This is a genomic window from Paraburkholderia ginsengiterrae, assembly GCF_001645125.1.
Taxonomy (GTDB): Bacteria; Pseudomonadota; Gammaproteobacteria; order Burkholderiales; family Burkholderiaceae; genus Paraburkholderia; species Paraburkholderia ginsengiterrae.
The window spans coordinates 316,824-340,211 of sequence record NZ_LXKA01000110.1; the positions used below are offsets into that span (position 1 = coordinate 316,824).

Below are 23,388 nucleotides of genomic sequence, written 5' to 3' on the forward strand. Positions count from 1 at the left end.
TGGGAAAGTGGCAAATACCAGGCGCTTCGCACCTCGATATGTCGCCGGCTGCCGGCGAACGGCGCACCGGGTGCTCGGCGCCGGCCCGGCACCGTCAGGCCGCAAAGGAGCTTGCGGCCTTCACGGCGATTATGCGGCCTGGCGGATTTCCTGCAACAGGTAACCGAAGCCGCGCACCGTGACGATTTCGACACGGCAGTTCTCGAGCTTTTTGCGTACCCGGTGCACGTAGACCTCGATCGCGGTGTCGCCGAGATCGCCGCCGAAATGCGTCAGATGATCTTGCAGTTGCGCCTTGCTGACCACACGGCCATGGCGCAGCAGCAGCATCTCGAGTACCGCGAATTCGCGCGGCGACAGTTCGAGCGGCTTGTCGTCGTTGAAAATGCGGCGATCGACACCCGACAGGCGTACGCCACCCAGCGACACTTCCGGACGCGGCATATCGCCGTGCGGGCCGCTGCGGCGCATCACCGCACGGATGCGAGCTTCCAGTTCGGTGGGTTCGAACGGCTTCAGCATATAGTCGTCGGCGCCGGAATTCAGGCCTTGCACGCGGTCGTTCAGCTCGTCGCGCGCGGTGAGGATGATCACGGGTGTGTGGCGATTGCTCTGACGGAAGCGCGAGAGCAGCGTCATGCCGTCGATGCCGGGCAGGCCCAGATCGAGGATCACCAGCTCGTGGCGGTTTTGCGTGAGGGCCTGTTCGGCAAAAATGCCGTCGTGGACCATGTCGACAGTGAAGCCGGCTTGTTCGAGACTGCTTTGGATGCCGCGTGCGATGGGGCGGTCATCTTCGATCAGAAGGAGTCGCATGGATTTCGCTCAAGTACAATGGGTTAGGCGTTTGGGCAAGCGGTTCGCCGGGGCGCCTGCTGCACAGGCATAGAGAGCGATCACGAAGTCATGTCCGAGATAAGCATTCACGAACTGGAAGCCGCAATCAACTTCTGGCGCGCCCGCTCACCTTCGAGCGGCGACGAACTCGTTCTGTGCAAGGAGGCAAGCGCGCTCTCCAAGCCGTATGCGCTGATGATTGTACAGCGTCAGCACACGCTATCGCCGGATCGATTAGATGGGATTGCCCGGCAAGCGTGGGATTCTTACGTGTACCTTAAGAATACCCTGTAGAACTGAAGGTTTGGGCTAGGGATTACCTGCAATGCCCTTTCATTACCGACAAATAGTTCAGTGCGCAACGCATGCGCACGCGTGAAGCATCCCAAATCGTTTGTATTACGCGGTAATACTGTCTATAAACCTGGCGAGTTTGATGTCGCGTTCGGTCAGGCCACCGGCCTCGTGCGTAGAGAGCGTGATCTCCACCTTGTTGTACACGTTGAACCACTCCGGGTGGTGATCCATTTCCTGCGCCTTGATGGCGACCCGGGTCATGAAGCCGAACGCTTCGTTGAAGTCAGCGAACTTGAACTGGCGCTGGATTGCGTCCCGGCCGGCCGCGGCTTGCCAGCCTTGCAATTCTGCGATCTGCGTGGCGCGCTCTTCGGAAGTCAGTTTGTGAATCATGGTGCTACCTCGTTGATCTGAACGCGCACACCGGCGGGCGTGCGCATCCACTATTTTTTCACGGATGCCTTCGGTCCGCTGGCGGCCCGATCGGCGCTGCCGTTCAGGTTCGCGCTCAGATGTCGCCGTCGGCGGCCCAGCCTTCCTGCGAGCCGCGCGTGATGACGCGGTCGCGCTCGAGCACCTGACCCGCCGCGTACGCCGGTTCAGCCGCGAGCCTCGCCAGTAAAGGCGCGAAATCGGTTTGCGCGACGCCGAACAATTGCGCGAAGTCGTCGATCACGAAGTAGGTTTTCTGGAACGTGTCGATGCGATAGCGCGTGCGCATGACGCGTTCGAGGTCGAAGCCGAGGCGGTTCGGCGCCGCGCTTTGCTGGCTGTAAAGCGTTTCGCCCTTGCTCGAGACGATGCCCGCGCCATAAATCTTCACACCGTTCGGGCTGGCTGCGTCGCGGATCAGGCCGAACTCCACTGTGTACCAATAGAGCCGCGCGAGCAGCGGCAGGGCGCCGGCATCGTCGGCGGCCAGCGCGGCGCGGCCGTATGCGTGCATGTAGTCGGCGAACACGGGGTTGATCAAGAGCGGCACGTGGCCGAACAGATCGTGAAAACAGTCGGGTTCCTGCAGATAATCGAGCTGGTCGGGGCGGCGCATCCACCATGTCACGGGAAAGCGGCGGTTCGCCAGGTGTTCGAAAAACACCTGATCCGGCACCAGCCCCGGCACGGCGGCGATTTGCCAGCCGGTAGCGGGCGTGAGCCTCGCGTTGATTTCATCGAAAGACGGCACGCGGTTGGCCGGCATGCCGATGCGGTTGACGCCCGCCAGAAACTCGTCGCACACGCGACCTTTAAGCAGCGCCGTCTGGCGTGCGTAAAGCTGCTGCCACACGGCATGGTCGACCGCACCGTAGCGTTCGGTCGGTTGATCGATGGTGAAGTCGGCACGGGTTTCAAGGCCTGCGTCGAATTGTTCTTTCAGTTTTGCGGTGTTGGCGGTGGACATGGTGTTGCGCTCTACGAGACGGCCTGCGACATTCAATGATGCAAGTGTAGAGCGGGGTGTGCGCGGAAAGGGCGCAATGATGGCGTCATACTGGAGCGATATGCAATAATCGTGCATAGAATGACGATTTAATGCGGAAAATTGACATGCTAGAACTGGATCATTTCGATCTCGCGCTGCTGGACGTGCTTCAGCGCTTCGGCCGGGCCACGCATCAGCAATTGGCCGAGCAGGTGCCGCTATCGCCCTCGCAGATCGGGCGGCGTTTGCAGCGGCTGGAGCAGGTGGGCGTGGTGGACGGCTATCGCGTCGTGTTGCGTCCGGAGAAGCTCGGGCTCGGCGTCACGGCGTTCACGAGTCTGAAGTTGAAGCACCACGGCGATTCGATCATCGAGCAATTTCAGCAGCAGATCGAGGTGTTGCCTGAGGTGCTCGAATGTCACGCGGTGGTGGGCGACGCCGACTATCTGCTGCGCATTGTCGCGCCTGATCTGAATTATCTGTCGACGTTCGTGATGAAGAAGTTGATGCGCGTGCCTGGCGTCGACAGCGTGCGTTCGAATATCGTGCTCACCACCTTCAAGCGCAACGGACCTTTGCCGCTCGGCCATCTGTCGCCGGGCTCGGCCGCCGCATGAAGCTGCCGCATAAAGCGGTGGCACGAGCGCAGGGCGCGCGCGGACTTCGTTCGCGGCCCTGGATGCTTCAGGTTTATGCCGCTTTCTTCGGCTCGGCTTCCGGGTTCAGCAAATCGACATACGCCACCGCCACCAGATCCGACTCCGGCACACCGAGCGTCGCGAACATCGCGTGTGCTTCGGCGTGGCCGTCTTCTTCGTTGTCGTCCTGAGCGAGCACGACTTCGAGTTCCACGAAGTCGCCCAGACCGTCGACGCGATCCAGATGGATCCGCGTGCGCCCGGTCAGATACACATGCCGTTCCTTGGTGACGATGCCGCGCGTGGTCAGCGCCGTAGCCAGCAGCGCGTGCATGGCTTCCGGGTTGGTCACGGGGCTGCGCGTGTAGTACGAGGCCTTCGGCCCGTCGCGGTCGTCGCGCTGATAGAAGATCAGTTCAGCGGGCGTGCCGTCGTCGAACTGGCGCAGCTTCAGGCGGCCGCGCGGCACGTCGTAGAAAAAGTCCTGCTGGCGGAAGATCAGCGGCGCATCCGCCGCGAGCTGCGCCGCGCGTTCGCGCAGTTGCTCGAAATGCTGGGCGCGGGCTTTGATTTCAATGTTGCGTGCCATGTCAGGCTCCTGTCGAGGAATGGAGTGGTCGGCGGCTTCCGGTGTTGCCGGGGCGAAGCTGCCGGGAAGGACAAAGTCAAGCGGAACGGAAAGCGATGCAGGGCCGGCGCGTGAGCGCGAACCGTCAATCTAACAAAAACCGCGTGACCGTGTCGTTGCAGTGAGCGGGGCGAGTGGGTGGACGCGCGCAACGGCGCCGGGACGGCAATGCTCACGGGACTCACTCTGACGGCTCGCGTCATCTGGACCTGTCATGAGAGCGGCTCATATCGCTGACGCCGCGTTTCCTCGCCGCTCAAGTCGCCCATTGCTGCTCGATCAGCTTCAGCGCCGCGGCGATTGCCGGCTCCTCCCTGCGCTGCGCAAGTGCGATAAAGCTGAGCTGAGTCGGCACGGTCACGCCTTCGACGATGGTCAGCGCATGCGCGTGCGCTTCGGCAATCGCGGTGGCGTCGCGTGCCAGCGTAAGACCGACGCCTGATTTGACCAGATCGAGCATCGACGGCTCCTGATCCACTTCCGCCACTTTGACCGGCTTCACACCGGCCTCGTCAAAGCAGCGCGACAACAGCCGGTTGTGCGCGGACGCGGGCGGCGTCCAGATCCACGGCAGCGCTGCCAGCGAACGCCAGTCGCGCGCGCCTTTGACGCGGTCCTTCCAGCCGGCCGGCGCAAGCACGCGGTACTGGAACTGGGTCAGCGTGACGGCGTGGAAAGCCGGTCCGTCGCGCGGTTCGTCTTCGGAGGGCAGGCCGATGTAGTAGCCGACGTCCAGTTCTCCCGCGCGAACCTGATCCAGGACCCAGCCCGACATGCCGTGCCGCAGTGCCGTCTCGATGTGGGGCCAGGTTTCCACCAGTTGTTTCAGGAAACCGCCCAGGCGCAGAAACGCCGGGTCGAGAATCGTCCCGATCCGCAAGCGCCCGCGCACTTCCTGGCGCAGCGACTGTGCGGCCCGTTGCACGTCGTTCGCGGCGCCCAGCGCGCGCTCGGCGTGAGGCAGCAGCGACTGGCCGTCGCGCGTGAGCGAGAGTCCGTGCGAGGTCCGCGTGAACAGCGTCACGCCGAGCGTCTCCTGCAAATGCTTGATTTGCAGGCTGACGGCGGGTTGGGTCAGATGCAGTTGCACCGCGGCACGCGTGAGGTTGCCCTCGCGTGCGACGGTGACAAAGGCCCGGAGCAGAGTCAGATCCATATCCTGATATTAGCGCGCCTTATAGCGCAGTTGAGCATTACTCATTGGATTTCCCGCCCCGAAGCGCCGTACGCTTCTCTTTCAACACACCTTCATGACGCCGCCGGCGCCGGGCGGAAGACTTCACTGGAACGAGGACAACATGAGCGAGACACTTCAGGACGAAACCCTCCGCAGCGCGGCTGGCATGCGCACGTTGGCCCATTTCATCAACGGCAAGAGCGTGGGCGGCTCAAGCGGGCGCGTAGGCGATGTCTTTAATCCCGCGCTGGGGAACGTGAGCACGTATGTGCCGCTCGCGAGCGTCGCGGAAGTGGATGCGGCGGTTGCCGCCGCGAAAGCTGCTTTCCCCGCATGGAGCGAAACCGCGCCGATCAAGCGGGCGCGCGTGCTGTTCAAGTTCAAGGAACTGCTCGACCGTCACCACGACGAACTCGCGGAACTGATCACGCGTGAGCACGGCAAGGTGTTTTCAGACGCGAAGGGCGAGGTGATGCGCGGCATCGAGATCGTCGAGTTCGCGTGCGGCATTCCGAATCTGTTGAAGACCGATTTCACCGACCAGATCGGCGGCGGCATCGACAACTGGAATCTGCGCCAGCCGCTCGGCGTAGTCGCCGGCATCACGCCGTTCAATTTCCCGATGATGGTGCCGTGCTGGATGTTCCCCGTGGCAATCGCTTGCGGCAACACGTTTGTGCTGAAGCCATCGGAGCGCGATCCATCCTGCTCGAACCGGCTGGCTGAACTGTTGAAGGAAGCCGGATTGCCTGACGGCGTTTTCAACGTCGTACACGGCGACAAGGTTGCGGTCGACGCATTGCTCGTCCACCCGGACGTCAGCGCGTTGTCGTTCGTCGGCTCGACTCCGATTGCCGAATACATCTACACGGAAGGCACGAAACACGGCAAGCGCGTGCAGGCGTTGGGCGGAGCGAAAAATCACCTCGTCGTGATGCCCGACGCGGATCTCGACCAGGCGGTGGATGCCTTGATCGGTGCGGCATACGGTTCGGCCGGCGAGCGTTGCATGGCAATTTCGGTGGCTGTCGCGGTGGGGCATATCGCCGACGAGCTGATTGAGCGCCTCACGCCGCGCGTAAAGAGCCTGAAGATTCTCAACGGCATGGAGCCGGCAGCCGAGATGGGGCCGCTCGTGACCGCGGTGCATCGCGAGAAAGTGGTGGGATATATCGATGCCGGCGTCGCGGCGGGCGCGAAGCTGGTGGTCGACGGCCGGGGGCATCAGGTGAGCGGGCATGAGAAGGGCTTCTTTCTCGGCGGCACGCTGTTCGACAATGTATCGACCGACATGAAGATTTATCGCGAAGAGATTTTTGGACCCGTGTTGTGTGTTGTGCGCGTGCCGGATTTCGCTTCTGCAGTGGAGCTCATCAACGCCAACGAGTTTGCTAACGGCGTGTCGTTGTTTACGTCCGACGGCGGTGTGGCTCGCGCTTTCTCACGCCAGATTCAGATTGGCATGGTGGGGATCAACGTGCCGATTCCTGTGCCGATGGCATGGCATTCGTTCGGCGGCTGGAAGAAGTCGCTGTTTGGCGATCATCATGCGTATGGCGAAGAAGGCGTGCGGTTTTACACGCGCTACAAGAGCATCATGCAGCGCTGGCCCGACAGTATCGCGAAGGGCGCCGAGTTCACGATGCCGGTCGCAAAATGATCTGGGCCGCATGGTATGCATGCGGCTGGCTATAAAAAAGCTTAGGAGACTGAACAATGAGCGATGCCGACGCGACGTCACCGGCTTCCCGGCGGCTGGAAGGCGAATTCGACTACATCATCGTCGGTGCGGGGACGGCGGGTTGCGTGCTGGCCAATCGCCTGACCGAGGATCCGGACGTGCAGGTATTGCTGCTCGAAGCCGGCGGCAAAGACGATTACCACTGGATTCATGTGCCCGTCGGCTACCTCTATTGCATCGGCAATCCACGCACCGACTGGCTCTACAAAACGCAAGCGGAGCCCGGCTTGAATGGCCGCTCGCTTTCGTATCCACGCGGGCGCGTATTGGGCGGCAGTTCATCCATCAACGGCATGATTTACATGCGCGGGCAGCGTGAAGACTACGACGAATGGGCTCGCGTGACCAATGACCCGTCATGGTCATGGAACTCGGTTCTGCCGGTGTTCAAACGTAGTGAAGATCATCATGCCGGTGCGACCGAATCGCATGGCGCGGGTGGACCGTGGCGCGTCGAAAAACAGCGGCTGAAATGGAAGATTCTCGAAGAATTTTCAAAGGCCGCGCAGCAAACCGGCATTCCCGCCACGGACGATTTCAACCGTGGTGACAACACGGGCGTGGGCTACTTCGACGTCAATCAGAAACGCGGCATTCGCTGGAACGCATCGAAGGCATTTTTGCGGCCCGCGCTCAAGCGGCCCAATCTCACGGTCATTACCGGTGCACACACGCAACGTGTCGTGTTCGAAGGACGCCGTTGCACGGGCGTCGAATATCGTGGTAACGATACGGACTTTCTTGCCAAGGCGCGCTGTGAGGTGATCCTCAGTTCAGGCGCGGTCAACTCGCCGCAATTGCTCGAACTGTCCGGTATCGGCGACGGTGCGCGTTTGCGGAATCTGGGCATCGCGGTGGTCAACGATCTGCGCGGCGTGGGTGAAAATCTGCAGGATCATTTGCAATTGCGCATGGCTTATAAAGTCGAGGGCGTCCGCACGCTCAATACGGCGTCCGCGCATTGGTGGGGCAAGCTGATGATCGGCATGCAGTACGCGCTCTTTCAAAGCGGGCCCATGTCGATGTCGCCCTCGCAACTCGGCGCTTTTGCGAAATCCGATCCTGACGACCGCTCGCTCACGCGCCCCGACCTCGAATATCACGTCCAGCCGCTCTCGCTCGATCGTTTCGGTGAACCGCTGCATCGCTTCAATGCGTTCACGGCCTCCGTGTGCCAATTGCGGCCGACGTCGCGCGGCAGTATTCACATTGGGTCGGCCGATGCCTTGGCGCCGCCGTTGATTGCGCCGAACTATCTTTCCACCGACTACGACCGGCACGTCGCCGCCAATGCACTGCGCCTCACGCGCCGCATTGCGGCGGCGCCCGCGCTTGCACGTTATCGGCCGCAGGAAATCTTGCCGGGCATCCAGTATCAGACGGAGGAGGATTTGCAGCAGGCCGCGGGCGCGGTCGGCACAACCATTTTTCATCCGGTCGGCACGTGCCGCATGGGGACGGTCGACGATCCGGACGCCGTAGTCGATAACCGGCTACGAGTTATCGGGGTTGACGGATTGCGCATAGTCGATGCATCGGTCATGCCGAGCATCACCTCGGGCAATACCAATTCACCGACCCTGATGATCGCCGAGCGTGCGAGCGACATGATCCGCGAAGACCGCCGAGCGCGCGTGAAGGGCAGCGTTGCAGCACAATCGAGCGCGGCGCCGTCTGTGTCTGCTGTGTGACAGGTGGCGTGAAGTGGCGTGCCGAATCTGCGGAACACCCCGTCCTGCATGTCTGGAGGGGATCTCACGCGCATCGCCCACGCCACAAGCTTACAACTTCCACTAAGTGCAAATCCCAATGAATGCGCTGCATCATTGGCGCGACAATGGCAGCCATGCTGCGTGCCGTGCCATGGATTACCGTCCCAATTGGTGCAGCACGCCAACGAGCGCGCACGGGGTGCCGCCGTCATAACAAGTCGCGCGGTGAATCGCGCGTAAGATCGTAATGCTTCGCCTAACTCCGTATGGAAGGGAACATGATTCTCGGCGATACGATTCTCGAAACGCGCGGCCTCACCCGTGAGTTCAAAGGCTTCATCGCCGTGAACGGCGTGAACCTGCGCGTGCGCCGTGGGTCGATCCATGCACTGATCGGTCCTAATGGGGCAGGCAAGACCACCTGCTTCAATCTGCTCACCAAGTTCCTCGAACCGACCGCGGGTCAGATCGTCTTTAACGGCATCGACATCACCAATGAACGCCCGGCGCAGATCGCGCGGCGCGGCATCATCCGCTCGTTTCAGATCTCTGCTGTATTTCCGCATCTGACAGCATTGCAGAACGTGCGCATCGGCTTGCAGCGCTCGCTCGGCACGGCGTTTCATTTCTGGAAGAGCGAACGCACGCTGCGCAAGCTCAACGACCGCGCAATGGATCTGCTCACCCAGGTTGGCTTGACCGATTTCGCCGATGTGCTGACCGTCGAGCTTTCCTATGGCCGCAAGCGCGCGCTGGAAATTGCCACCACGCTCGCCATGGAGCCGGAGTTGATGCTGCTCGACGAACCGACCCAGGGCATGGGTCACGAAGACGTCGATCGCGTGACGGCGTTGATCAAAAAAGTATCGAGCGGCCGCACGATCCTGATGGTCGAGCACAACATGAATGTGATCGCCGGCATCTCCGACACGATTACCGTGCTGCAACGTGGCGAAGTGCTCGCCGAAGGCAGCTACGCCGAAGTGTCGAAGAATCCGCTCGTGATGCAAGCCTACATGGGCAGCGCCGACGCGGCGCTCGCCGGAGCCCACGCATGAATACGATTGCCGAGCGCGAAAGCCTCGAGGTGAGCGGGACGAGCGGCGCCGCTCCCGCACTGGAAATTGCAGGGTTGCAGGCGTGGTACGGGGAATCTCATATCCTGCATGGCGTCGATCTGACGGTGAACCGCGGGGAAGTCGTGACGCTGCTGGGCCGCAACGGTGCGGGCCGCACCACCACGATGCGCGCCATCATGGGGCTCACCGGGCGGCGCACCGGGTCGATCCGCATCGGCGGACGCGAAACCATCCACCTCCCCACGCATCGCGTCGCGCATTGCGGCATCGGCTATTGTCCGGAAGAGCGGGGTATTTTTTCGAGCCTCTCGTGTGAGGAGAATCTGCTGCTGCCACCGCCCGTCGGCGACAAGGCGCACATGATGTCGCTCGAAGAAATCTATTCGATGTTCCCCAATCTGCACGAGCGCCGTATGAGCCAGGGCACGCGGCTCTCAGGCGGTGAACAGCAGATGCTGGCGGTAGCGCGCATTCTGCGCACCGGCGCGAGCCTGCTGCTGCTCGACGAGATCTCCGAGGGGCTTGCACCGGTGATCGTGCAGGCACTCGCGCGCATGATCATCACACTCAAGGAGCGGGGCTATACCGTTGTGATGGTCGAACAGAATTTCCGCTTTGCCGCACCGCTTGCCGATCGCTTTTATGTCATGGAGCACGGCGCAATTGTCGAGCATTTCGAGGCGAGTGAACTCGAAAGCAAGATGCCGGTCCTGCACGATTTACTGGGCGTATAGAAAACGCCAGTTTGCCTCTGATAACCACAAACGAACAAACCAGGAGCCAGGAATGACAAAGAACCCACTCGCGCGGCTTGCCTCACTCTGTTTCGCGGTCGCCGCCGGCGCCGCGCTCACGATGGGCAGCGCGCAAGCGGCTGACGATGCAGTGAAGATCGGCTTCATCACCGATATGTCGGGGCTGTACGCGGATATCGACGGCCAGGGTGGCCTCGAAGCGATTCGCATGGCTGTCGCGGACTTCGGCGGCAAGGTCAACGGCAAGCCGATCTCGGTCGTGTTCGCGGATCACCAGAACAAGGCTGACATCGCGGCATCGCGCGCGCGTGAATGGTTCGACCGGGACGGCGTGGACCTGCTGATCGGCGGCACGAACTCGGCAACGGGCCTGTCGATGAACACGGTGGCCGGTGAAAAGCACAAGGTGTATATCAGCATCGGCGCGGGCGCGGATACGCTCACCAACGAGCAATGCACGCCGTACACGATCCACTATGCGTACGACACCACCGCGCTTGCCAAGGGCACCGGTTCGGCGGTGACGAAGCAGGGCGGCAAGACATGGTACTTCCTGACGGCAGACTACGCGTTCGGCAAGGCGCTCGAAAAGAATACCTCGGACGTGGTGAAGGCGAATGGAGGCCAGGTGCTGGGTGCTGTGCGCCATCCGCTGTCCGCGTCGGACTTCTCGTCGTTCCTGTTGCAGGCACAGTCTTCGAAAGCGCAGATTCTCGGCCTCGCGAACGCGGGCGGCGACACGATCAACTCGATCAAAGCCGCCAAGGAATTCGGCATCAACAAGACGATGAAGATCGCGGCGCTGCTGATGTTCATCGACGACGTGCACAGCCTGGGCCTGGAAACGACGCAAGGGCTGGTGCTGACGGACAGCTGGTACTGGAACAAGGACGCTGCGACGCGCAAGTGGGCCGAGCGCTATTTCGACAAGATGAAGAAGATGCCCTCGAGTCTGCAGGCTGCGGACTATTCGGCCACCATGACCTATCTGAAGGCGGTTCAGGCAGTCGGCTCGACCGATTCCGACAAGGTGATGGCGCAACTCAAGAAGGCCAAGATCGACGACTTCTATGCGAAGGGCTACATCCGTCAGGACGGCAGCATGATCCACGACATGTACCTGATGCAGGTCAAGACGCCGGCTGAGTCCAAAGAGCCGTGGGACTACTACAAGATCACCGCGACCATTCCGGGCGAGCAGGCCTTCACGACCAAGGCGGAAACGCGCTGCGCACTGTGGAAATAATGACGGAGTGAGGGGCTGAGCGTTGCCCGTCTGTGTCTGCCCGTTGCGCGTAGTGTCGTGCAGCGCGGGCCGGCAGACGGGCGGCAAACTGTTTTACGTGCCGTGCGCGCCGGGCATTGTCGCCGACAGGCGCGCGCCGGCCGGATCGTGCTTCACCGATCTCACCTTGGCGATGGGTTAAGGCTTCAATGGAAATCTTTGGCGTTCCGCTACCGGCAATGCTGAGCCAGCTGCTGCTCGGGCTCGTGAACGGCTCGTTCTACGCGATTCTGAGCCTTGGGCTGGCGGTGATCTTCGGCTTGCTCAACGTGATCAATTTCGCGCATGGCGCGTTGTTCATGCTCGGCGCGATGCTCGCGTGGATGGGCATGTCGTATTTCGGCCTGCCGTACTGGGTGATGCTGGTGCTTGCACCGTTGATCGTGGGGCTGTTCGGCGTCGCAATCGAACGCTCGATGCTGCGCTGGCTCTACAAGCTCGATCATTTGTACGGGCTGCTGCTCACCTTCGGTCTCACGCTGGTGGTGGAAGGCGTGTTCCGTTCGATCTATGGGTCGTCCGGCCAGCCGTACGACGTGCCGTCGGCGCTGTCGGGCGCGACCAACCTCGGCTTCATGTTCCTGCCGAATTATCGTGCGTGGGTGGTGGTGGCCTCGCTGGTGGTGTGCTTCGCGACGTGGTTCGTGATCGAAAAGACGCGCCTTGGCGCCTATCTGCGCGCGGGCACGGAAAACCCGAAACTGGTCGAAGCGTTCGGCGTCAACGTGCCGCTGATGATCACGCTCACCTACGGCTTCGGGGTGGCGCTCGCGGCGTTTGCCGGCGTGCTTGCCGCGCCGGTGATTCAGGTCTCGCCGCTGATGGGCCAGCCCATGATCATCACCGTGTTCGCGGTGGTCGTGATCGGCGGCATGGGTTCGATCATGGGTTCGATTCTCACCGGCTTGCTGCTCGGCGTGATAGAAGGCCTGACGCGCGTGTATTACCCGGAGGCGTCCGCCACCGTCGTTTTCGTGATCATGGCGCTCGTGTTGCTGGTGCGCCCGGCCGGTCTCTTCGGCAAGGAAAAATGATGCAGAGAAAAGTGCTCTACGGCCTGCTGCTGGTCGTGCTCCTGGCGGTGCCCGTGCTCGGCATCTATCCGCTCTTCGTGATGAAGGTGCTGTGCTTCGCGTTGTTCGCGGCCGCGTTCAATCTGCTGATCGGCTACACCGGTCTGCTGTCGTTTGGCCACGCGATGTTTCTCGCTTCAGCCGGCTATATCACCGGCTATGCGATACAGACGCTCGGCTTCTCGCCGGAACTCGGTGTGCTGGCCGGCACGGCGGCGGCGACGCTGCTCGGCCTGATCGTGGGTATCTTCGCGATTCGCCGTCAGGGCATCTACTTCGCGATGGTCACGCTGGCGCTCGCGCAGATGGTCTACTTCGTGTTCCTGCAGGCGCCGTTCACGCATGGTGAGGATGGCCTGCAAGGCGTGCCCCGCGGCAAGCTGTTCGGCGTGCTCGATCTCTCGTCCGACGTGGCGCTGTACTTTGTCGTGCTCGCCGTGATCGTGCTGGCTTTCCTGCTGATCGTGCGGATCGTGCATTCGCCATTCGGGCAGGTGCTGGTGGCGATCAAGGAGAATGAGCCGCGCGCGGTGTCGCTCGGCTACGATACGGATCGCTTCAAACTGCTGGCGTTCGTTCTGTCGGCGGGAATTGCCGGTCTCGCGGGCTCGCTCAAGGTGCTGGTGCAAGGGTTCGAAACGTTGAGCGACGCCTACTGGACGATGTCGGGCCTCGTGATCCTGATGACGCTCGTCGGCGGCATGGGAACGTTGTTCGGGCCGTTGCTCGGTGCGGCATTGATTGTCGCGCTCGAAGACCGGCTCGGGGACATCGGCGGGGCGCTCGCTTCGGTGACAGGGGTCGACTGGTTCCGCTCGCTGGGCGAGTCGGTGACCATTGTGACCGGCCTGATTTTCATTGCGTGCGTGCTGGCGTTCCGGCGCGGCATTGTCGGTGAGATCGTCGCGCGGGTGCGGCCATTGCGCGCCTGATACCGACCGACGTAAGCAATTAGTTCGGCATCCGATTTAATCTGGCAATCATGGCGTTGAGCAGGTGATGGTGAGCGGTTATCATTCGACGGGCAACGGTTGTGCGGACTCTCCAACCGTGCCCCATTTCTGTGCCGCAGTGCACCACTAGGGTAATTGCTAGTTGTAGTAGAGCGAGTGCTCATTTATTCTTTATGCAGTTCTGATGCACCACGAATTTTGCAGGTGGAGAACGAGGAGACATGAGGCACTAAGTGCCCAGACGAAAGCGCCGTTGGATTGATATCCAGCGGCGCTTTTTATTTGTATTTTCAGTTAATCGCCATTTAGCTTTTCCGCTAATCCGGTACTCCATTTTTATTCACCGGACTTCCCCGATTTCAGGCGGCGCAACCCTGCAAAAAGCTTGCAGCGCGCGGCTTTCGTCCGCTAAACTCGCTATTCACCGACCGCTGGGTCGGGATTTAAGTCCGCGGATTTAAATTCAAATGGATAACGGGGTAGATAGAGGAGCGGGATGAAGTCGGCATTGCGTTGGATCAGTGCGGCATTGGTCGCAACCGGAGTATCCGCGGCATGGAGCGGCCATGCATTCGCAGACGTGAAAATCGGCGTAACGGTGTCGGCAACGGGACCGGCGGCGTCGCTGGGCATTCCGGAAAAGAACACGATCGCGTTGCTGCCCAAAGAAGTGGCAGGCCAGAAAATCGATTACATCGTGCTGGACGACGCTACCGATTCCACCCAGGCGGTCAAGAACGCGCGCAAGCTGACTAGCGAAGATCACGTGGACGCACTGATCGGTTCGACCGTCGTGCCGAATTCGCTGGCCATGATCGACGTCGCCGCTGAAAGCACCACGCCCATGATCTCCATGGCCGCCGCGGCGGGCATTGTCGAGCCGATGGATGCGAAGCGCGCGTGGGTCTTCAAAACGCCGCAAAACGACATTCTGATGGCTACGGCGATCGCGCAGCATATGTCGAATCACGGCGTGAAGACGGTCGCCTTTATCGGCTTCTCCGACGCTTATGGCGAAAGCTGGTTCAAGGAGTTCGGCAAAGCCGCCGAGCTCGCCAAGATCAAGATCGTGGCGAGCGAACGCTTCGCACGCAACGACGCATCGGTCACGGGCCAGGTGCTGAAGATCATGTCGCAGAACCCGGACGCGGTGCTGATCGCGGGTGCGGGCACACCGGCCGCACTGCCGCAGAAAACGCTCAAGGAGCGCGGCTACAAGGGCAAGTACTATCAGACGCACGGCGTCGCCAACAACGACTTCCTGCGCGTTTGCGGCAAAGATTGCGAAGGCACGTATCTGCCGGCCGGTCCGTTGCTGGTCGCCGATCAGCTGCCCGATTCGTATCCGGTGAAGAAGACTGCGCTCGCCTATAAGCACGCGTACGAGACCGCGTACGGCGCCGGCTCGGTTTCGACTTTCGGCGGACACGCATGGGACGCGGGTCTGTTGCTGCAACGTGCGATTGCGCTCGCGCTGAAGAAGGGCCAGCCGGGCACGCCGGCATTCCGTGAGGCGCTGCGCGCCGCGCTGGAAAGCACTAAAGACATGCCAGCGTCGCATGGCATCTTCAACATGAGCGCGAACGACCATGCTGGTCTCGACCAGCGGGCGCGCGTGATGGTGGAGATCGCCGGCGGCAAATGGAAGTTGTCCGGCGACTGAGCGAGGGCTAAGCGATACGGGACCCCATCGAAAAAGACGCGTGCAGTTGACGCGTCTTTTTTATTGTCCGCGTCACGTGAAAAGTGTGGTTCTGTGGCTTCAGGACAAACCCGCATTTGGACGATGGCCGCTTGACCATTAATTATGCGGAACGCAATACTACTAACATGTTAGTGTTTTGCTCATAATAAATTGCAGCACAGTAGTACCAAAGCGGCGAGGGCGTTCGCGCTGAGCAGGGAAAACCATGCTTGGCATGCCTGAACCCGATAACTAGATTCAGACACCCGGCCGTGCGTCGGATTACAGATACGCGCTTCAAAGCGTTTGGAGACTTGCAATGAAAAACACAAAGCAATGGGTACGCACCGGCATCGCGATGGCGTTGATGTGCGGTGCGGGTACGGCGTTCGCGCAGGTGAAAATCGGCGTCACGCTGTCCACGACGGGGCCGGCCGCATCGCTCGGGATTCCTGAGAAGAACACGATTGCATTGCTGCCGAAAGAGATCGGCGGCAAGACAGTGCAGTACATCATTCTCGATGACGCGACCGACACCGGCAAGGCCGTGCAAAACACGCGCAAGCTGATCGACGAAGACCACGTCGACGCAATCATCGGTTCGACTGTCACGCCGAATGCGCTCGCCATGCTCGATCCCGCAGCCGAGGGCAAGACGCCGGTGATCTCGCTGGCGGCATCGGCTGCGATCATTTCGCCGATGGATGCGAAGCGCGCCTGGGCCTTCAAACCGCCGCAGAACGATAGTCTGATGGCCGACGCGATTGCCGAGTACATGGAAGGCCACGGCGTGAAGACGGTCGGTTTCATCGGCTTCGCGGACGCTTACGGCGACAGCTGGAATAAGGTGTTTACCGCTGCGGCCGCCGAGCACCATCTGAAAGTCGTCTCGAACGAACGGTTCAACCGCACCGACGCTTCGGTGACCGGCCAGGTGTTGAAGACAATCGGCGCGAATCCCGACGCGGTGCTGATCGCGGGTGCGGGCACGCCGTCGGCGCTGCCGGCCAAGACGCTCAAGGAGCGCGGCTACAAGGGCAAGATCTACCAGACCCACGGCGTCGCCAATAACGACTTCCTGCGTGTGTGCGCCAAAGATTGCGATGGCGAATTGCTGCCGGCCGGCCCGATCCTCGTGGCGGATCAGCTGCGCGACTCGAATCCGGTGAAGAAATCGGCGGAAGCGTATAAGGCGGCGTACGAGAAAGCGTACGGCGCGGGTTCGGTGGCAACCTTCGGCGGCCATGCATGGGACGCGGGCCAGATGCTGCAGGCCGCGATTCCGGTTGCGCTGAAAACCGCTCAGCCAGGCACGGAAGCGTTCCGCGTGGCACTGCGCGGCGCACTTGAGAACATCAAGGAGCTGCCGGTCTCGCACGGCATCATGAACACCACGACGACCGACCACAATGGTCTCGACAAACGCGCGCGCGTGATCGTTCAGATTGTCGACGGCAAGTGGAAGCTGCAGAACGACTAACGACACAAGCGGTACGCGCCTCTCGCGCAACATGCGGCGCATCACGCCGCATTGCCATTCTGTTCGATGACAATGGCATCGACCGCCGTGCCATGTTCCGGCGCGGCGGTCGCCTTTTCTGGCATTGCGGGTCGGTGGACGGCCGCGAGTTCTGCCGCCACGACTGATTCCCGGTTTCGATTTCGACGCTTCAGGACGAGGAAGTATGGATCTATCAATTGCGGCGATCCTCGCGCAGGACGGCATTACCACCGGCGCGATCTACGCACTGCTCGCGCTCGCGCTGGTGCTCGTGTTCTCCGTGACGCGGGTGATCTTCATCCCGCAGGGCGAGTTTGTTTCGTACGGCGCATTGACGCTCGCCGCACTGCAAACACAAAAATTTCCGGCCACCTGCTGGCTGCTGATGGCGATGGGCGCGGCATGCTTCGTCGTCGAGACGGCGGGCCTCGCGCGGCATCCCGAACGGCGGCGGCATGCGGCTCGCACGCTGGTCTCGCTGGCCGGCAAATACCTGCTGTTTCCCGTGGCGGTCTACGCGTTGACGCGAGGCGTTTTCCTGCAGCCGCTGCCGATGATTGCGCAGATTGCGTTGACGCTGCTGATCGTGATTCCGATGGGGCCGTTCGTGTACCGGCTCGCGTATGAGCCGATCGCGGAAGCCACCACGCTGCTGTTGCTGATCGTGGCGGTGGCGGTGCACTTCGCGATGGTCGGACTTGGCCTCGTCATGTTCGGCGCGGAGGGCTCGCGTACCACTGCGTTTTCAGACGCGACCTTCAACATCGGCTCGCTGACGATCTCCGGGCAAAGCCTGTGGGTGGTGGGCACCGCCGTGGTGTTAATAGGCGCGCTGTATCTGTACTTCGACCGCTCGATATCGGGCAAGGCTTTGCGTGCGACCTCGGTGAACCGTCTCGGCGCGCGCCTCGTCGGTATCGGCACGACGCAGGCGGGCCGTCTCGCGTTCACGCTGGCGGCAGGGCTCGGCGCGCTGTGCGGGATCCTCGTTGCACCCTTGACCACCATCTACTACGACTCGGGCTTCCTGATTGGTTTGAAGGGCTTCGTTGGGGCGATTATCGGCGGACTCATCAGCTATCCGCTGGCGGCCGCCGGTTCGATCCTGGTGGGCCTGCTGGAGTCGTATTCGTCGTTCTGGGCGAGCGCTTATAAGGAAGTGATCGTGTTCACGCTGATCATCCCGGTGCTGCTCTGGCGAAGTCTTGCCAGCCCGCATGCGGAAGAAGAAGAGGAGTGACGCGATGAAACGGATCATAAAAAACAGGTTCTTCTGGTTGTTTCTCGTGGTGCTGTTCGCGCTGCCGGTGCTGCCGCAGCCGATCCATGTCCCTGAGTACTGGGTGACGCTGCTCAACTACATTGGTCTGTATTCGATCGTCGCGATCGGGCTCGTGCTGCTCACTGGCATTGGTGGCATGACCAGCTTCGGGCAGGCCGCGTTTGTCGGTATCGGCGCATATGCGACCGCGTATCTGACGACTCAGTACGGAGTCTCGCCGTGGCTGGCGCTGATCGCCGGCGTAGTGGTGACGGCGTTGATCGCACTGATGCTCGGTCTCGTGACAATGCGTCTGTCCGGCCACTTCTTGCCGCTTGGCACGATCGCGTGGGGGCTTGCGCTGTTCTACCTGTTCGGCAACCTCGACATGCTCGGCAAGTACGACGGTATCAACGGGATTCCAGTGCTGAACGTCTTGGGCATCGATCTGGAATCCGGCCGCCATATCTACTACCTGATCTGGCTGGTCGTGCTTGGCGCGGTTGTGTCTGTTCAAAATCTGCTTAATAGCCGGCCGGGGCGGGCGATCCGCGCGTTGCGGGGCGGCGGCCTGATGGCCGAGGCAATGGGCGTGAACACGGCGTGGATGCGCGTGGTGATTTTTGTGTACGCGGCCGTGTTGGCCTCGATTTCGGGCTTCCTCTACGCGCACCTGCAACGCGCGGTGAACCCGACGCCGTTTGGTCTGAACCACGGCATCGAGTTTCTGTTCATGGCGGTGGTGGGGGGCGTGTCGCACGTCTGGGGCGCGGTGCTTGGCGCGGCGATCCTGACCGTGTTGCAGGATTATCTGCAAACGCTGCTGCCCAAGCTGCTCGGCGAGAACGGCAACTTCGAAGTGATCGTGTTCGGCATCCTGATGGTGCTGTTGCTGCAGTACGCCCGCCAAGGTGTGTGGCCGTTCGTCGCGCGCTTTTTCCCGCGTGGGCCGCGTGCCCATGTGGCGGATCATGCTGAGCCGCTGCCGCAACGCAGCAAGCCGACGGCTGGAGAAAACTTGCTGACGGTGAATAAGGCGCGCAAGCAATTCGGCGGTCTGGTCGCAGTGAACGATGTCAGTTTCGAGGTGAAAGCAGGGCAGATCATCGGCCTGATCGGCCCGAACGGTGCGGGCAAGTCGACCACGTTCAATCTGGTGACCGGCGTGCTTCAGGCGACCAGTGGTGAGATCACGTTCCGCGGCGAACGCATCGATGCACTGAGTTCACGTGAAATCGTCAAGCGCGGGATCGGCCGTACGTTCCAGCATGTGAAGCTGCTGCCGGGCATGACGGTGCTCGAGAATGTGGCGATCGGCGCACATCTGCGAGGTCAGGCCGGCGTGTGGCGCAGCGTGGTTCGCCTTAACAGCACAGAAGAGGCGCGCCTGATGGCGGAGGCCGCGCGGCAGATTCGCCGGGTTGGGCTTGAAAAGCACATGTACGAAGAAGCTGGGAGTCTTGCCTTGGGGCAGCAGCGCATTCTCGAAATCGCGCGTGCCTTGTGCTGCGATCCGACGCTGCTATTGCTGGATGAACCTGCCGCCGGTCTGCGATATCAGGAAAAACTGCAGTTGGCCGACCTGTTGCGCCGCCTGAAGGCAGAAGGCATGAGTGTGCTGCTGGTGGAGCACGATATGGATTTCGTGATGAATCTCACCGATCGGCTGGTGGTCATGGAGTTCGGAACCCGGATCGCGGAAGGTCTACCGCAGGACGTGCAGCAAGACCCGGCCGTGCTGGAAGCGTATCTCGGCGGGGTGGAGTGATGGAGAACACGATGAATGAAGCGCTGCCGATTCTCAATGTGGACGGCTTGTCGGTCCGCTATGGCAAGGTCGAGGCGCTGCACGGCGCGTCGATCAAAGTACGGGCCGGACAGATCGTGTCGGTGATCGGCCCGAACGGGGCCGGCAAATCCACGTTGCTGAACGCGATCATGGGCGCGTTGCCGACCACGGGCCATGCGAAGGGTGTGGTTCTTTATCAAAATGAAGATGTCAGCGCGGTGCCGGTCGAAAAACGCGTCGCACGCGGCATGTGTCTGGTGCCCGAGAAGCGTGAGCTATTTGCTTCGATGACGGTTGAAGACAACCTTGTTCTTGGCGCATACCGGCGCAAGCGTGCGGGCGAGCGTAACTTCCTCGATCAGCTCGACCCGGTGTTCACGCTTTTCCCGCGGCTGAAGGAGCGGCGGAAGCAAGCCGCTGGCACGTTGTCCGGCGGTGAGCGGCAGATGCTGGCGGTGGGGCGGGCGCTAATGGGCAAGCCGGATCTGCTGATGCTGGACGAGCCGAGTCTTGGGCTCGCGCCGCTGATCGTGAAGGAGATTTTTCATATCATTAGCGCGCTGCGTCAAACCGGCGTCGCCACACTGTTGATCGAACAGAATGCGCGCGCGGCGCTGCAAATCTCGGACTATGGCTACGTGCTGGAGACGGGTGAACTGGCGCTGGAAGGGCCGGCGGCCGATCTGGCGCAGAATCCGCGAGTCATAGAAACGTATCTCGGGCTGGCTAAGAAAGTGGCGTAGCGCGCCCGTTTTTCGCTGTTTCCCGTTGCTCAAGGCGGTGTGTTTCACGTGAAACACACCGCCTTTTTATGGGTTGGCCGTTCGGACGAAATTCGGGCCTAAACCGAACCCGTTATAATTCGCCCATACATTTTCCTTTGAAGGCTCACGCGACGATCTGGCGTGAGATCCGCGATGCTTTTTCCCACAGAATTTGACGTAATCGTCGTCGGCGGCGGTCATGCCGGCACCGAAGCTGCCTTGGCTTCGGCACGCATGGGCAACACGACGCTCCTGCTGACCCACAACATCGAAACCCTCGGCCAGATGAGCTGCAATCCGTCGATTGGCGGCATCGGCAAGGGCCATTTGGTGAAGGAGGTCGACGCGCTCGGCGGTGCGATGGCGGCCGCGACGGACGAGGGCGGCATTCAGTTTCGCATCCTGAATTCGTCGAAGGGGCCCGCCGTCCGCGCGACGCGGGCCCAGGCTGACCGTTTGCTGTACAAGCAGGCGATCCGGCATCGACTGGAGAACCAGCCGAACCTGTGGCTGTTCCAGCAAGCCGTCGACGATCTGATGGTGGAGGGCGACCGCGTGGTCGGCGCTGTCACGCAGGTGGGGATTCGTTTCCGCTCGCGCGCAGTGGTGTTGACCGCCGGGACGTTCCTCGACGGCAAGATTCACGTGGGCTTGAACAACTATACCGGTGGCCGTGCGGGCGATCCGGCTGCGGTGTCGCTGTCCGCACGCCTCAAGGAATTGAAGCTGCCGCAAGGCCGTCTCAAGACGGGGACGCCGCCGCGCATCGACGGTCGCACGATCGATTTCTCGCAGCTCGAAGAGCAGCCAGGCGATCTGGATCCAGTGCCGGTGTTCTCGTTTCTCGGGCGCGTCGAGCAGCATCCGCGGCAAGTGCCGTGCTGGGTCACGCATACGAATGAGCGTACGCACGACATTATCCGTGGCGGGCTCGATCGTTCGCCGATGTACACCGGCGTGATCGAAGGGGTGGGGCCGCGCTATTGCCCGTCGATCGAGGACAAGATTCATCGCTTCGCATCGAAGGAATCGCATCAGATTTTCCTCGAGCCGGAAGGGCTGACGACCAACGAGTTCTATCCAAACGGGATATCCACCAGCCTGCCGTTCGACGTCCAGCTGGAGCTCGTGCGGTCGATGCGCGGTCTGGAGCACGCTCATATTCTGCGGCCAGGCTATGCAATCGAGTATGACTACTTCGATCCGCGTGGACTGAAGGCTTCGCTTGAGACCAAAGTCATTAACGGATTGTTCTTTGCGGGACAGATCAATGGCACCACCGGCTATGAAGAAGCGGCGGCGCAAGGGCTGCTGGCAGGGATTAACGCGGGGCTGCACGTTCAGGGCAAGGAAGCGTGGTGCCCGCGCCGCGATCAGGCTTACCTTGGCGTGCTGGTCGACGATCTCGTGACTCGTGGCGTGTCTGAGCCGTATCGCATGTTCACTAGCCGGGCTGAGTATCGTCTGAGCCTGCGCGAAGACAATGCGGACATGCGCTTGACCGAGATTGGCCGTGAACTTGGCGTGGTCGACGATATTCGTTGGGACGCATTTAGTCGCAAGCGCGACGCTGTTTCACGTGAAACAGAGCGCCTTCGTACAACCTGGGTTAATCCTAAGACGTTACCCGCTGACGAGGCGACCGCCTTGCTTGGCAAGCCGATTGACCACGAATACAGCCTTGCGGATCTGCTGCGCCGTCCGGGCGTCTCCTACGACGGCGTCTGTGGTTTGCGTGCCGGTGAATGCGCCGCTCCCGAGACCTTGGCGGAAGATGACGTGCTGCTTGCCCAGATCAAGGAACAGATCGAGATCGGCATCAAATATCAGGGCTATATCGACCGTCAGGCCGATGAAATCGAGCGCAATGAGGCGCACGAAAGCACGCGTCTGCCGGACGGATTGGACTACGCGGAAGTCAGAGGGCTGTCGTTCGAAGCACGCCAGAAGCTCACCCAGTTCCGCCCTGAGACCATCGGGCAAGCGTCGCGCATTTCGGGCATTACGCCGGCGGCAATCTCGTTGCTGATGGTTCATCTGAAGCGCGGGTTGGGGCGTCGCCCGAGCAAACCCGCCGAACCGGGCACCGACAGCACGCCGGTGGCGCAATGACGGTAAGCCAGAAAGGAAGCAGCAGGGAAGCGTTGGCGCCGTTGCTGGAGGAGGGCATGCGCGAGCTCGGCCTCGACTTGAGCGATGCGCAGCTCGGCAAGCTGCTCGACTATGTGGCGCTGTTGTCCAAGTGGAATGCCGTCTACAACCTCACGGCGATCCGCGATCCGCGGCAGATGCTGATTCAGCACATTCTGGATTCGCTTTCGATCGTGCCGCCTCTGGCGCCGCGCGGCCCGTCGTCGGTACTGGATGTCGGTTCCGGCGGTGGCCTGCCGGGCATCGTGCTCGCGATCGTGCTGCCTGAGTGGACCGTCACGGTCAACGACATCGTTCACAAAAAGACAGCTTTTCAGGCGCAGGCTAAGGCTGAACTCGGCCTTGCGAATCTTTCCGTGGTGACCGGCCGGGTCGAAACCTTGCAGCCTGGTGCCGAAGTACCGGCAAAGTTCGACGTTATTGTTTCGCGCGCATTCGCAGAACTCGCGGATTTCGTTACACTGGCCCGTCACCTGGTTGCGGACCATGGGGCGATCTGGGCGATGAAAGGCGTGCGTCCGGACGGTGAGATCGAGCGGTTACCGGCGGGTGCCCGCGTGGAGCAGGTCATCCGGCTGAATGTGCCGTCGCTCGATGCGGAGCGGCATTTGATCAAGGTTGTGGTGGACGCAGTCAACTGACG

General features: G+C 61.4%; 21 protein-coding genes. 16 read left to right on the forward strand and 5 right to left on the reverse strand.

Translation table 11 applies throughout. The annotated features are described in order from the left end of the window. Positions 1-129: 129 nt before the first annotated feature. The gene (locus A6V37_RS09525; protein ID WP_013590077.1) at positions 130-816 is read right to left on the reverse strand and encodes a response regulator; all 687 of its coding nucleotides are present in this window, start codon (positions 814-816) and stop codon (positions 130-132) included. 90 nt (positions 817-906) lie between these two features. Between A6V37_RS09525 and A6V37_RS09530 the strand changes: the two genes are divergently transcribed. Continuing rightward, a complete protein-coding gene (locus tag A6V37_RS09530) occupies positions 907-1,131 on the forward strand; it encodes a DUF3717 domain-containing protein (RefSeq protein WP_064267005.1) in 225 nt (74 codons plus the stop codon). A 105-nt stretch (positions 1,132-1,236) separates the two neighbouring features. On the opposite strand, the gene A6V37_RS09535 is transcribed toward A6V37_RS09530, so the two are convergent. Both A6V37_RS09535 and phhA read right to left on the reverse strand, forming a co-directional pair. Next, a complete protein-coding gene (locus A6V37_RS09535) occupies positions 1,237-1,527 on the reverse strand; it encodes a 4a-hydroxytetrahydrobiopterin dehydratase (RefSeq protein ID WP_064267006.1) in 291 nt (96 codons plus the stop codon). A 115-nt stretch (positions 1,528-1,642) separates the two neighbouring features. After that, positions 1,643-2,533: a phenylalanine 4-monooxygenase gene (phhA, locus tag A6V37_RS09540; RefSeq protein ID WP_064267007.1), complete on the reverse strand. Its 891-nt coding sequence runs from the start codon at positions 2,531-2,533 to the stop codon at positions 1,643-1,645. 146 nt (positions 2,534-2,679) lie between these two features. Here phhA and A6V37_RS09545 point away from each other — a divergent pair, with 146 nt between their 5' ends. Continuing rightward, on the forward strand, positions 2,680-3,171 hold the full coding sequence (locus A6V37_RS09545; protein ID WP_064267197.1) for an Lrp/AsnC family transcriptional regulator: 492 nt from the start codon (positions 2,680-2,682) through the stop codon (positions 3,169-3,171). Between the two features lie 73 nt (positions 3,172-3,244). Here the strand turns inward: A6V37_RS09545 and A6V37_RS09550 are convergent, their stop codons facing one another. Together A6V37_RS09550 and A6V37_RS09555 are read right to left on the reverse strand one after the other, a co-directional pair. Next, positions 3,245-3,781 (reverse strand): class IV adenylate cyclase, encoded by a 537-nt coding sequence (locus A6V37_RS09550; RefSeq protein ID WP_064267008.1) that lies wholly within the window; start codon positions 3,779-3,781, stop codon positions 3,245-3,247. Positions 3,782-4,076: 295 nt separating this feature from the next. Further along, positions 4,077-4,976, reverse strand: a complete 900-nt coding sequence (locus A6V37_RS09555; RefSeq protein ID WP_064267009.1) for a LysR family transcriptional regulator — start codon at positions 4,974-4,976, stop codon at positions 4,077-4,079. Positions 4,977-5,118: 142 nt separating this feature from the next. Here A6V37_RS09555 and A6V37_RS09560 point away from each other — a divergent pair, with 142 nt between their 5' ends. The 14 genes from A6V37_RS09560 (at position 5,119) to rsmG (ending at position 23,386) form a co-directional block, all read left to right on the forward strand. Continuing rightward, positions 5,119-6,657 carry a CoA-acylating methylmalonate-semialdehyde dehydrogenase gene (locus tag A6V37_RS09560; RefSeq protein ID WP_064267010.1) on the forward strand — a complete coding sequence of 513 codons (1,539 nt, stop codon included), beginning with the start codon at positions 5,119-5,121 and terminating at the stop codon, positions 6,655-6,657. A 56-nt stretch (positions 6,658-6,713) separates the two neighbouring features. Continuing rightward, a complete protein-coding gene (locus A6V37_RS09565; protein ID WP_064285938.1) occupies positions 6,714-8,429 on the forward strand; it encodes a GMC family oxidoreductase in 1,716 nt (571 codons plus the stop codon). A 299-nt stretch (positions 8,430-8,728) separates the two neighbouring features. Beyond that, positions 8,729-9,508 carry an ABC transporter ATP-binding protein gene (locus A6V37_RS09570; protein WP_064267012.1) on the forward strand — a complete coding sequence of 260 codons (780 nt, stop codon included), beginning with the start codon at positions 8,729-8,731 and terminating at the stop codon, positions 9,506-9,508. Next, complete coding sequence (locus tag A6V37_RS09575; RefSeq protein ID WP_064267013.1) at positions 9,505-10,263, forward strand: ABC transporter ATP-binding protein; 759 nt, start codon at positions 9,505-9,507, stop codon at positions 10,261-10,263. The genes A6V37_RS09570 and A6V37_RS09575 overlap by 4 nt, the downstream gene beginning before the upstream one ends. A 52-nt stretch (positions 10,264-10,315) precedes the next feature. Then, on the forward strand, positions 10,316-11,530 hold the full coding sequence (locus A6V37_RS09580) for an ABC transporter substrate-binding protein (RefSeq protein ID WP_064267014.1): 1,215 nt from the start codon (positions 10,316-10,318) through the stop codon (positions 11,528-11,530). A gap of 188 nt (positions 11,531-11,718) precedes the next feature. Further along, a complete protein-coding gene (locus A6V37_RS09585; protein ID WP_064267015.1) occupies positions 11,719-12,603 on the forward strand; it encodes a branched-chain amino acid ABC transporter permease in 885 nt (294 codons plus the stop codon). After that, on the forward strand, positions 12,603-13,574 hold the full coding sequence (locus A6V37_RS09590) for a branched-chain amino acid ABC transporter permease (protein ID WP_064267016.1): 972 nt from the start codon (positions 12,603-12,605) through the stop codon (positions 13,572-13,574). The genes A6V37_RS09585 and A6V37_RS09590 overlap by 1 nt, the downstream gene beginning before the upstream one ends. A 517-nt stretch (positions 13,575-14,091) precedes the next feature. Then, positions 14,092-15,258 carry an ABC transporter substrate-binding protein gene (locus A6V37_RS09595; protein WP_064267017.1) on the forward strand — a complete coding sequence of 389 codons (1,167 nt, stop codon included), beginning with the start codon at positions 14,092-14,094 and terminating at the stop codon, positions 15,256-15,258. Positions 15,259-15,598: 340 nt separating this feature from the next. Beyond that, positions 15,599-16,759, forward strand: a complete 1,161-nt coding sequence (locus A6V37_RS09600; RefSeq protein WP_064267018.1) for an ABC transporter substrate-binding protein — start codon at positions 15,599-15,601, stop codon at positions 16,757-16,759. 205 nt (positions 16,760-16,964) lie between these two features. Further along, the gene (locus A6V37_RS09605) at positions 16,965-18,020 is read left to right on the forward strand and encodes a branched-chain amino acid ABC transporter permease (protein WP_064267019.1); all 1,056 of its coding nucleotides are present in this window, start codon (positions 16,965-16,967) and stop codon (positions 18,018-18,020) included. Between the two features lie 4 nt (positions 18,021-18,024). Further along, a complete protein-coding gene (locus tag A6V37_RS09610; RefSeq protein ID WP_075643445.1) occupies positions 18,025-19,809 on the forward strand; it encodes a branched-chain amino acid ABC transporter ATP-binding protein/permease in 1,785 nt (594 codons plus the stop codon). Between the two features lie 11 nt (positions 19,810-19,820). Then, positions 19,821-20,573: an ABC transporter ATP-binding protein gene (locus tag A6V37_RS09615; RefSeq protein WP_100249374.1), complete on the forward strand. Its 753-nt coding sequence runs from the start codon at positions 19,821-19,823 to the stop codon at positions 20,571-20,573. Positions 20,574-20,747: 174 nt separating this feature from the next. Then, on the forward strand, positions 20,748-22,706 hold the full coding sequence (gene mnmG, locus A6V37_RS09620; protein ID WP_064267022.1) for a tRNA uridine-5-carboxymethylaminomethyl(34) synthesis enzyme MnmG: 1,959 nt from the start codon (positions 20,748-20,750) through the stop codon (positions 22,704-22,706). Then, positions 22,703-23,386 carry a 16S rRNA (guanine(527)-N(7))-methyltransferase RsmG gene (rsmG, locus tag A6V37_RS09625; RefSeq protein WP_064267023.1) on the forward strand — a complete coding sequence of 228 codons (684 nt, stop codon included), beginning with the start codon at positions 22,703-22,705 and terminating at the stop codon, positions 23,384-23,386. The genes mnmG and rsmG overlap by 4 nt, the downstream gene beginning before the upstream one ends. Positions 23,387-23,388 lie beyond the last annotated feature (2 nt).

Excerpts from the sequence above, each read along its gene's own strand:
- A6V37_RS09525 (WP_013590077.1), bottom strand. The coding sequence starts at position 816 with ATGCGACTCCTTCTGATCGAAGATGACCGCCCCATCGCACGCGGCATC.
- A6V37_RS09530 (WP_064267005.1), top strand. The coding sequence starts at position 907 with ATGTCCGAGATAAGCATTCACGAACTGGAAGCCGCAATCAACTTCTGG.
- A6V37_RS09535 (WP_064267006.1), bottom strand. The coding sequence starts at position 1,527 with ATGATTCACAAACTGACTTCCGAAGAGCGCGCCACGCAGATCGCAGAA.
- phhA (WP_064267007.1), bottom strand. The coding sequence starts at position 2,533 with ATGTCCACCGCCAACACCGCAAAACTGAAAGAACAATTCGACGCAGGC.
- A6V37_RS09545 (WP_064267197.1), top strand. The coding sequence starts at position 2,680 with ATGCTAGAACTGGATCATTTCGATCTCGCGCTGCTGGACGTGCTTCAG.
- A6V37_RS09550 (WP_064267008.1), bottom strand. The coding sequence starts at position 3,781 with ATGGCACGCAACATTGAAATCAAAGCCCGCGCCCAGCATTTCGAGCAA.
- A6V37_RS09555 (WP_064267009.1), bottom strand. The coding sequence starts at position 4,976 with ATGGATCTGACTCTGCTCCGGGCCTTTGTCACCGTCGCACGCGAGGGC.
- A6V37_RS09560 (WP_064267010.1), top strand. The coding sequence starts at position 5,119 with ATGAGCGAGACACTTCAGGACGAAACCCTCCGCAGCGCGGCTGGCATG.
- A6V37_RS09565 (WP_064285938.1), top strand. The coding sequence starts at position 6,714 with ATGAGCGATGCCGACGCGACGTCACCGGCTTCCCGGCGGCTGGAAGGC.
- A6V37_RS09570 (WP_064267012.1), top strand. The coding sequence starts at position 8,729 with ATGATTCTCGGCGATACGATTCTCGAAACGCGCGGCCTCACCCGTGAG.
- A6V37_RS09575 (WP_064267013.1), top strand. The coding sequence starts at position 9,505 with ATGAATACGATTGCCGAGCGCGAAAGCCTCGAGGTGAGCGGGACGAGC.
- A6V37_RS09580 (WP_064267014.1), top strand. The coding sequence starts at position 10,316 with ATGACAAAGAACCCACTCGCGCGGCTTGCCTCACTCTGTTTCGCGGTC.
- A6V37_RS09585 (WP_064267015.1), top strand. The coding sequence starts at position 11,719 with ATGGAAATCTTTGGCGTTCCGCTACCGGCAATGCTGAGCCAGCTGCTG.
- A6V37_RS09590 (WP_064267016.1), top strand. The coding sequence starts at position 12,603 with ATGCAGAGAAAAGTGCTCTACGGCCTGCTGCTGGTCGTGCTCCTGGCG.
- A6V37_RS09595 (WP_064267017.1), top strand. The coding sequence starts at position 14,092 with ATGAAGTCGGCATTGCGTTGGATCAGTGCGGCATTGGTCGCAACCGGA.
- A6V37_RS09600 (WP_064267018.1), top strand. The coding sequence starts at position 15,599 with ATGAAAAACACAAAGCAATGGGTACGCACCGGCATCGCGATGGCGTTG.
- A6V37_RS09605 (WP_064267019.1), top strand. The coding sequence starts at position 16,965 with ATGGATCTATCAATTGCGGCGATCCTCGCGCAGGACGGCATTACCACC.
- A6V37_RS09610 (WP_075643445.1), top strand. The coding sequence starts at position 18,025 with ATGAAACGGATCATAAAAAACAGGTTCTTCTGGTTGTTTCTCGTGGTG.
- A6V37_RS09615 (WP_100249374.1), top strand. The coding sequence starts at position 19,821 with ATGAATGAAGCGCTGCCGATTCTCAATGTGGACGGCTTGTCGGTCCGC.
- mnmG (WP_064267022.1), top strand. The coding sequence starts at position 20,748 with ATGCTTTTTCCCACAGAATTTGACGTAATCGTCGTCGGCGGCGGTCAT.
- rsmG (WP_064267023.1), top strand. The coding sequence starts at position 22,703 with ATGACGGTAAGCCAGAAAGGAAGCAGCAGGGAAGCGTTGGCGCCGTTG.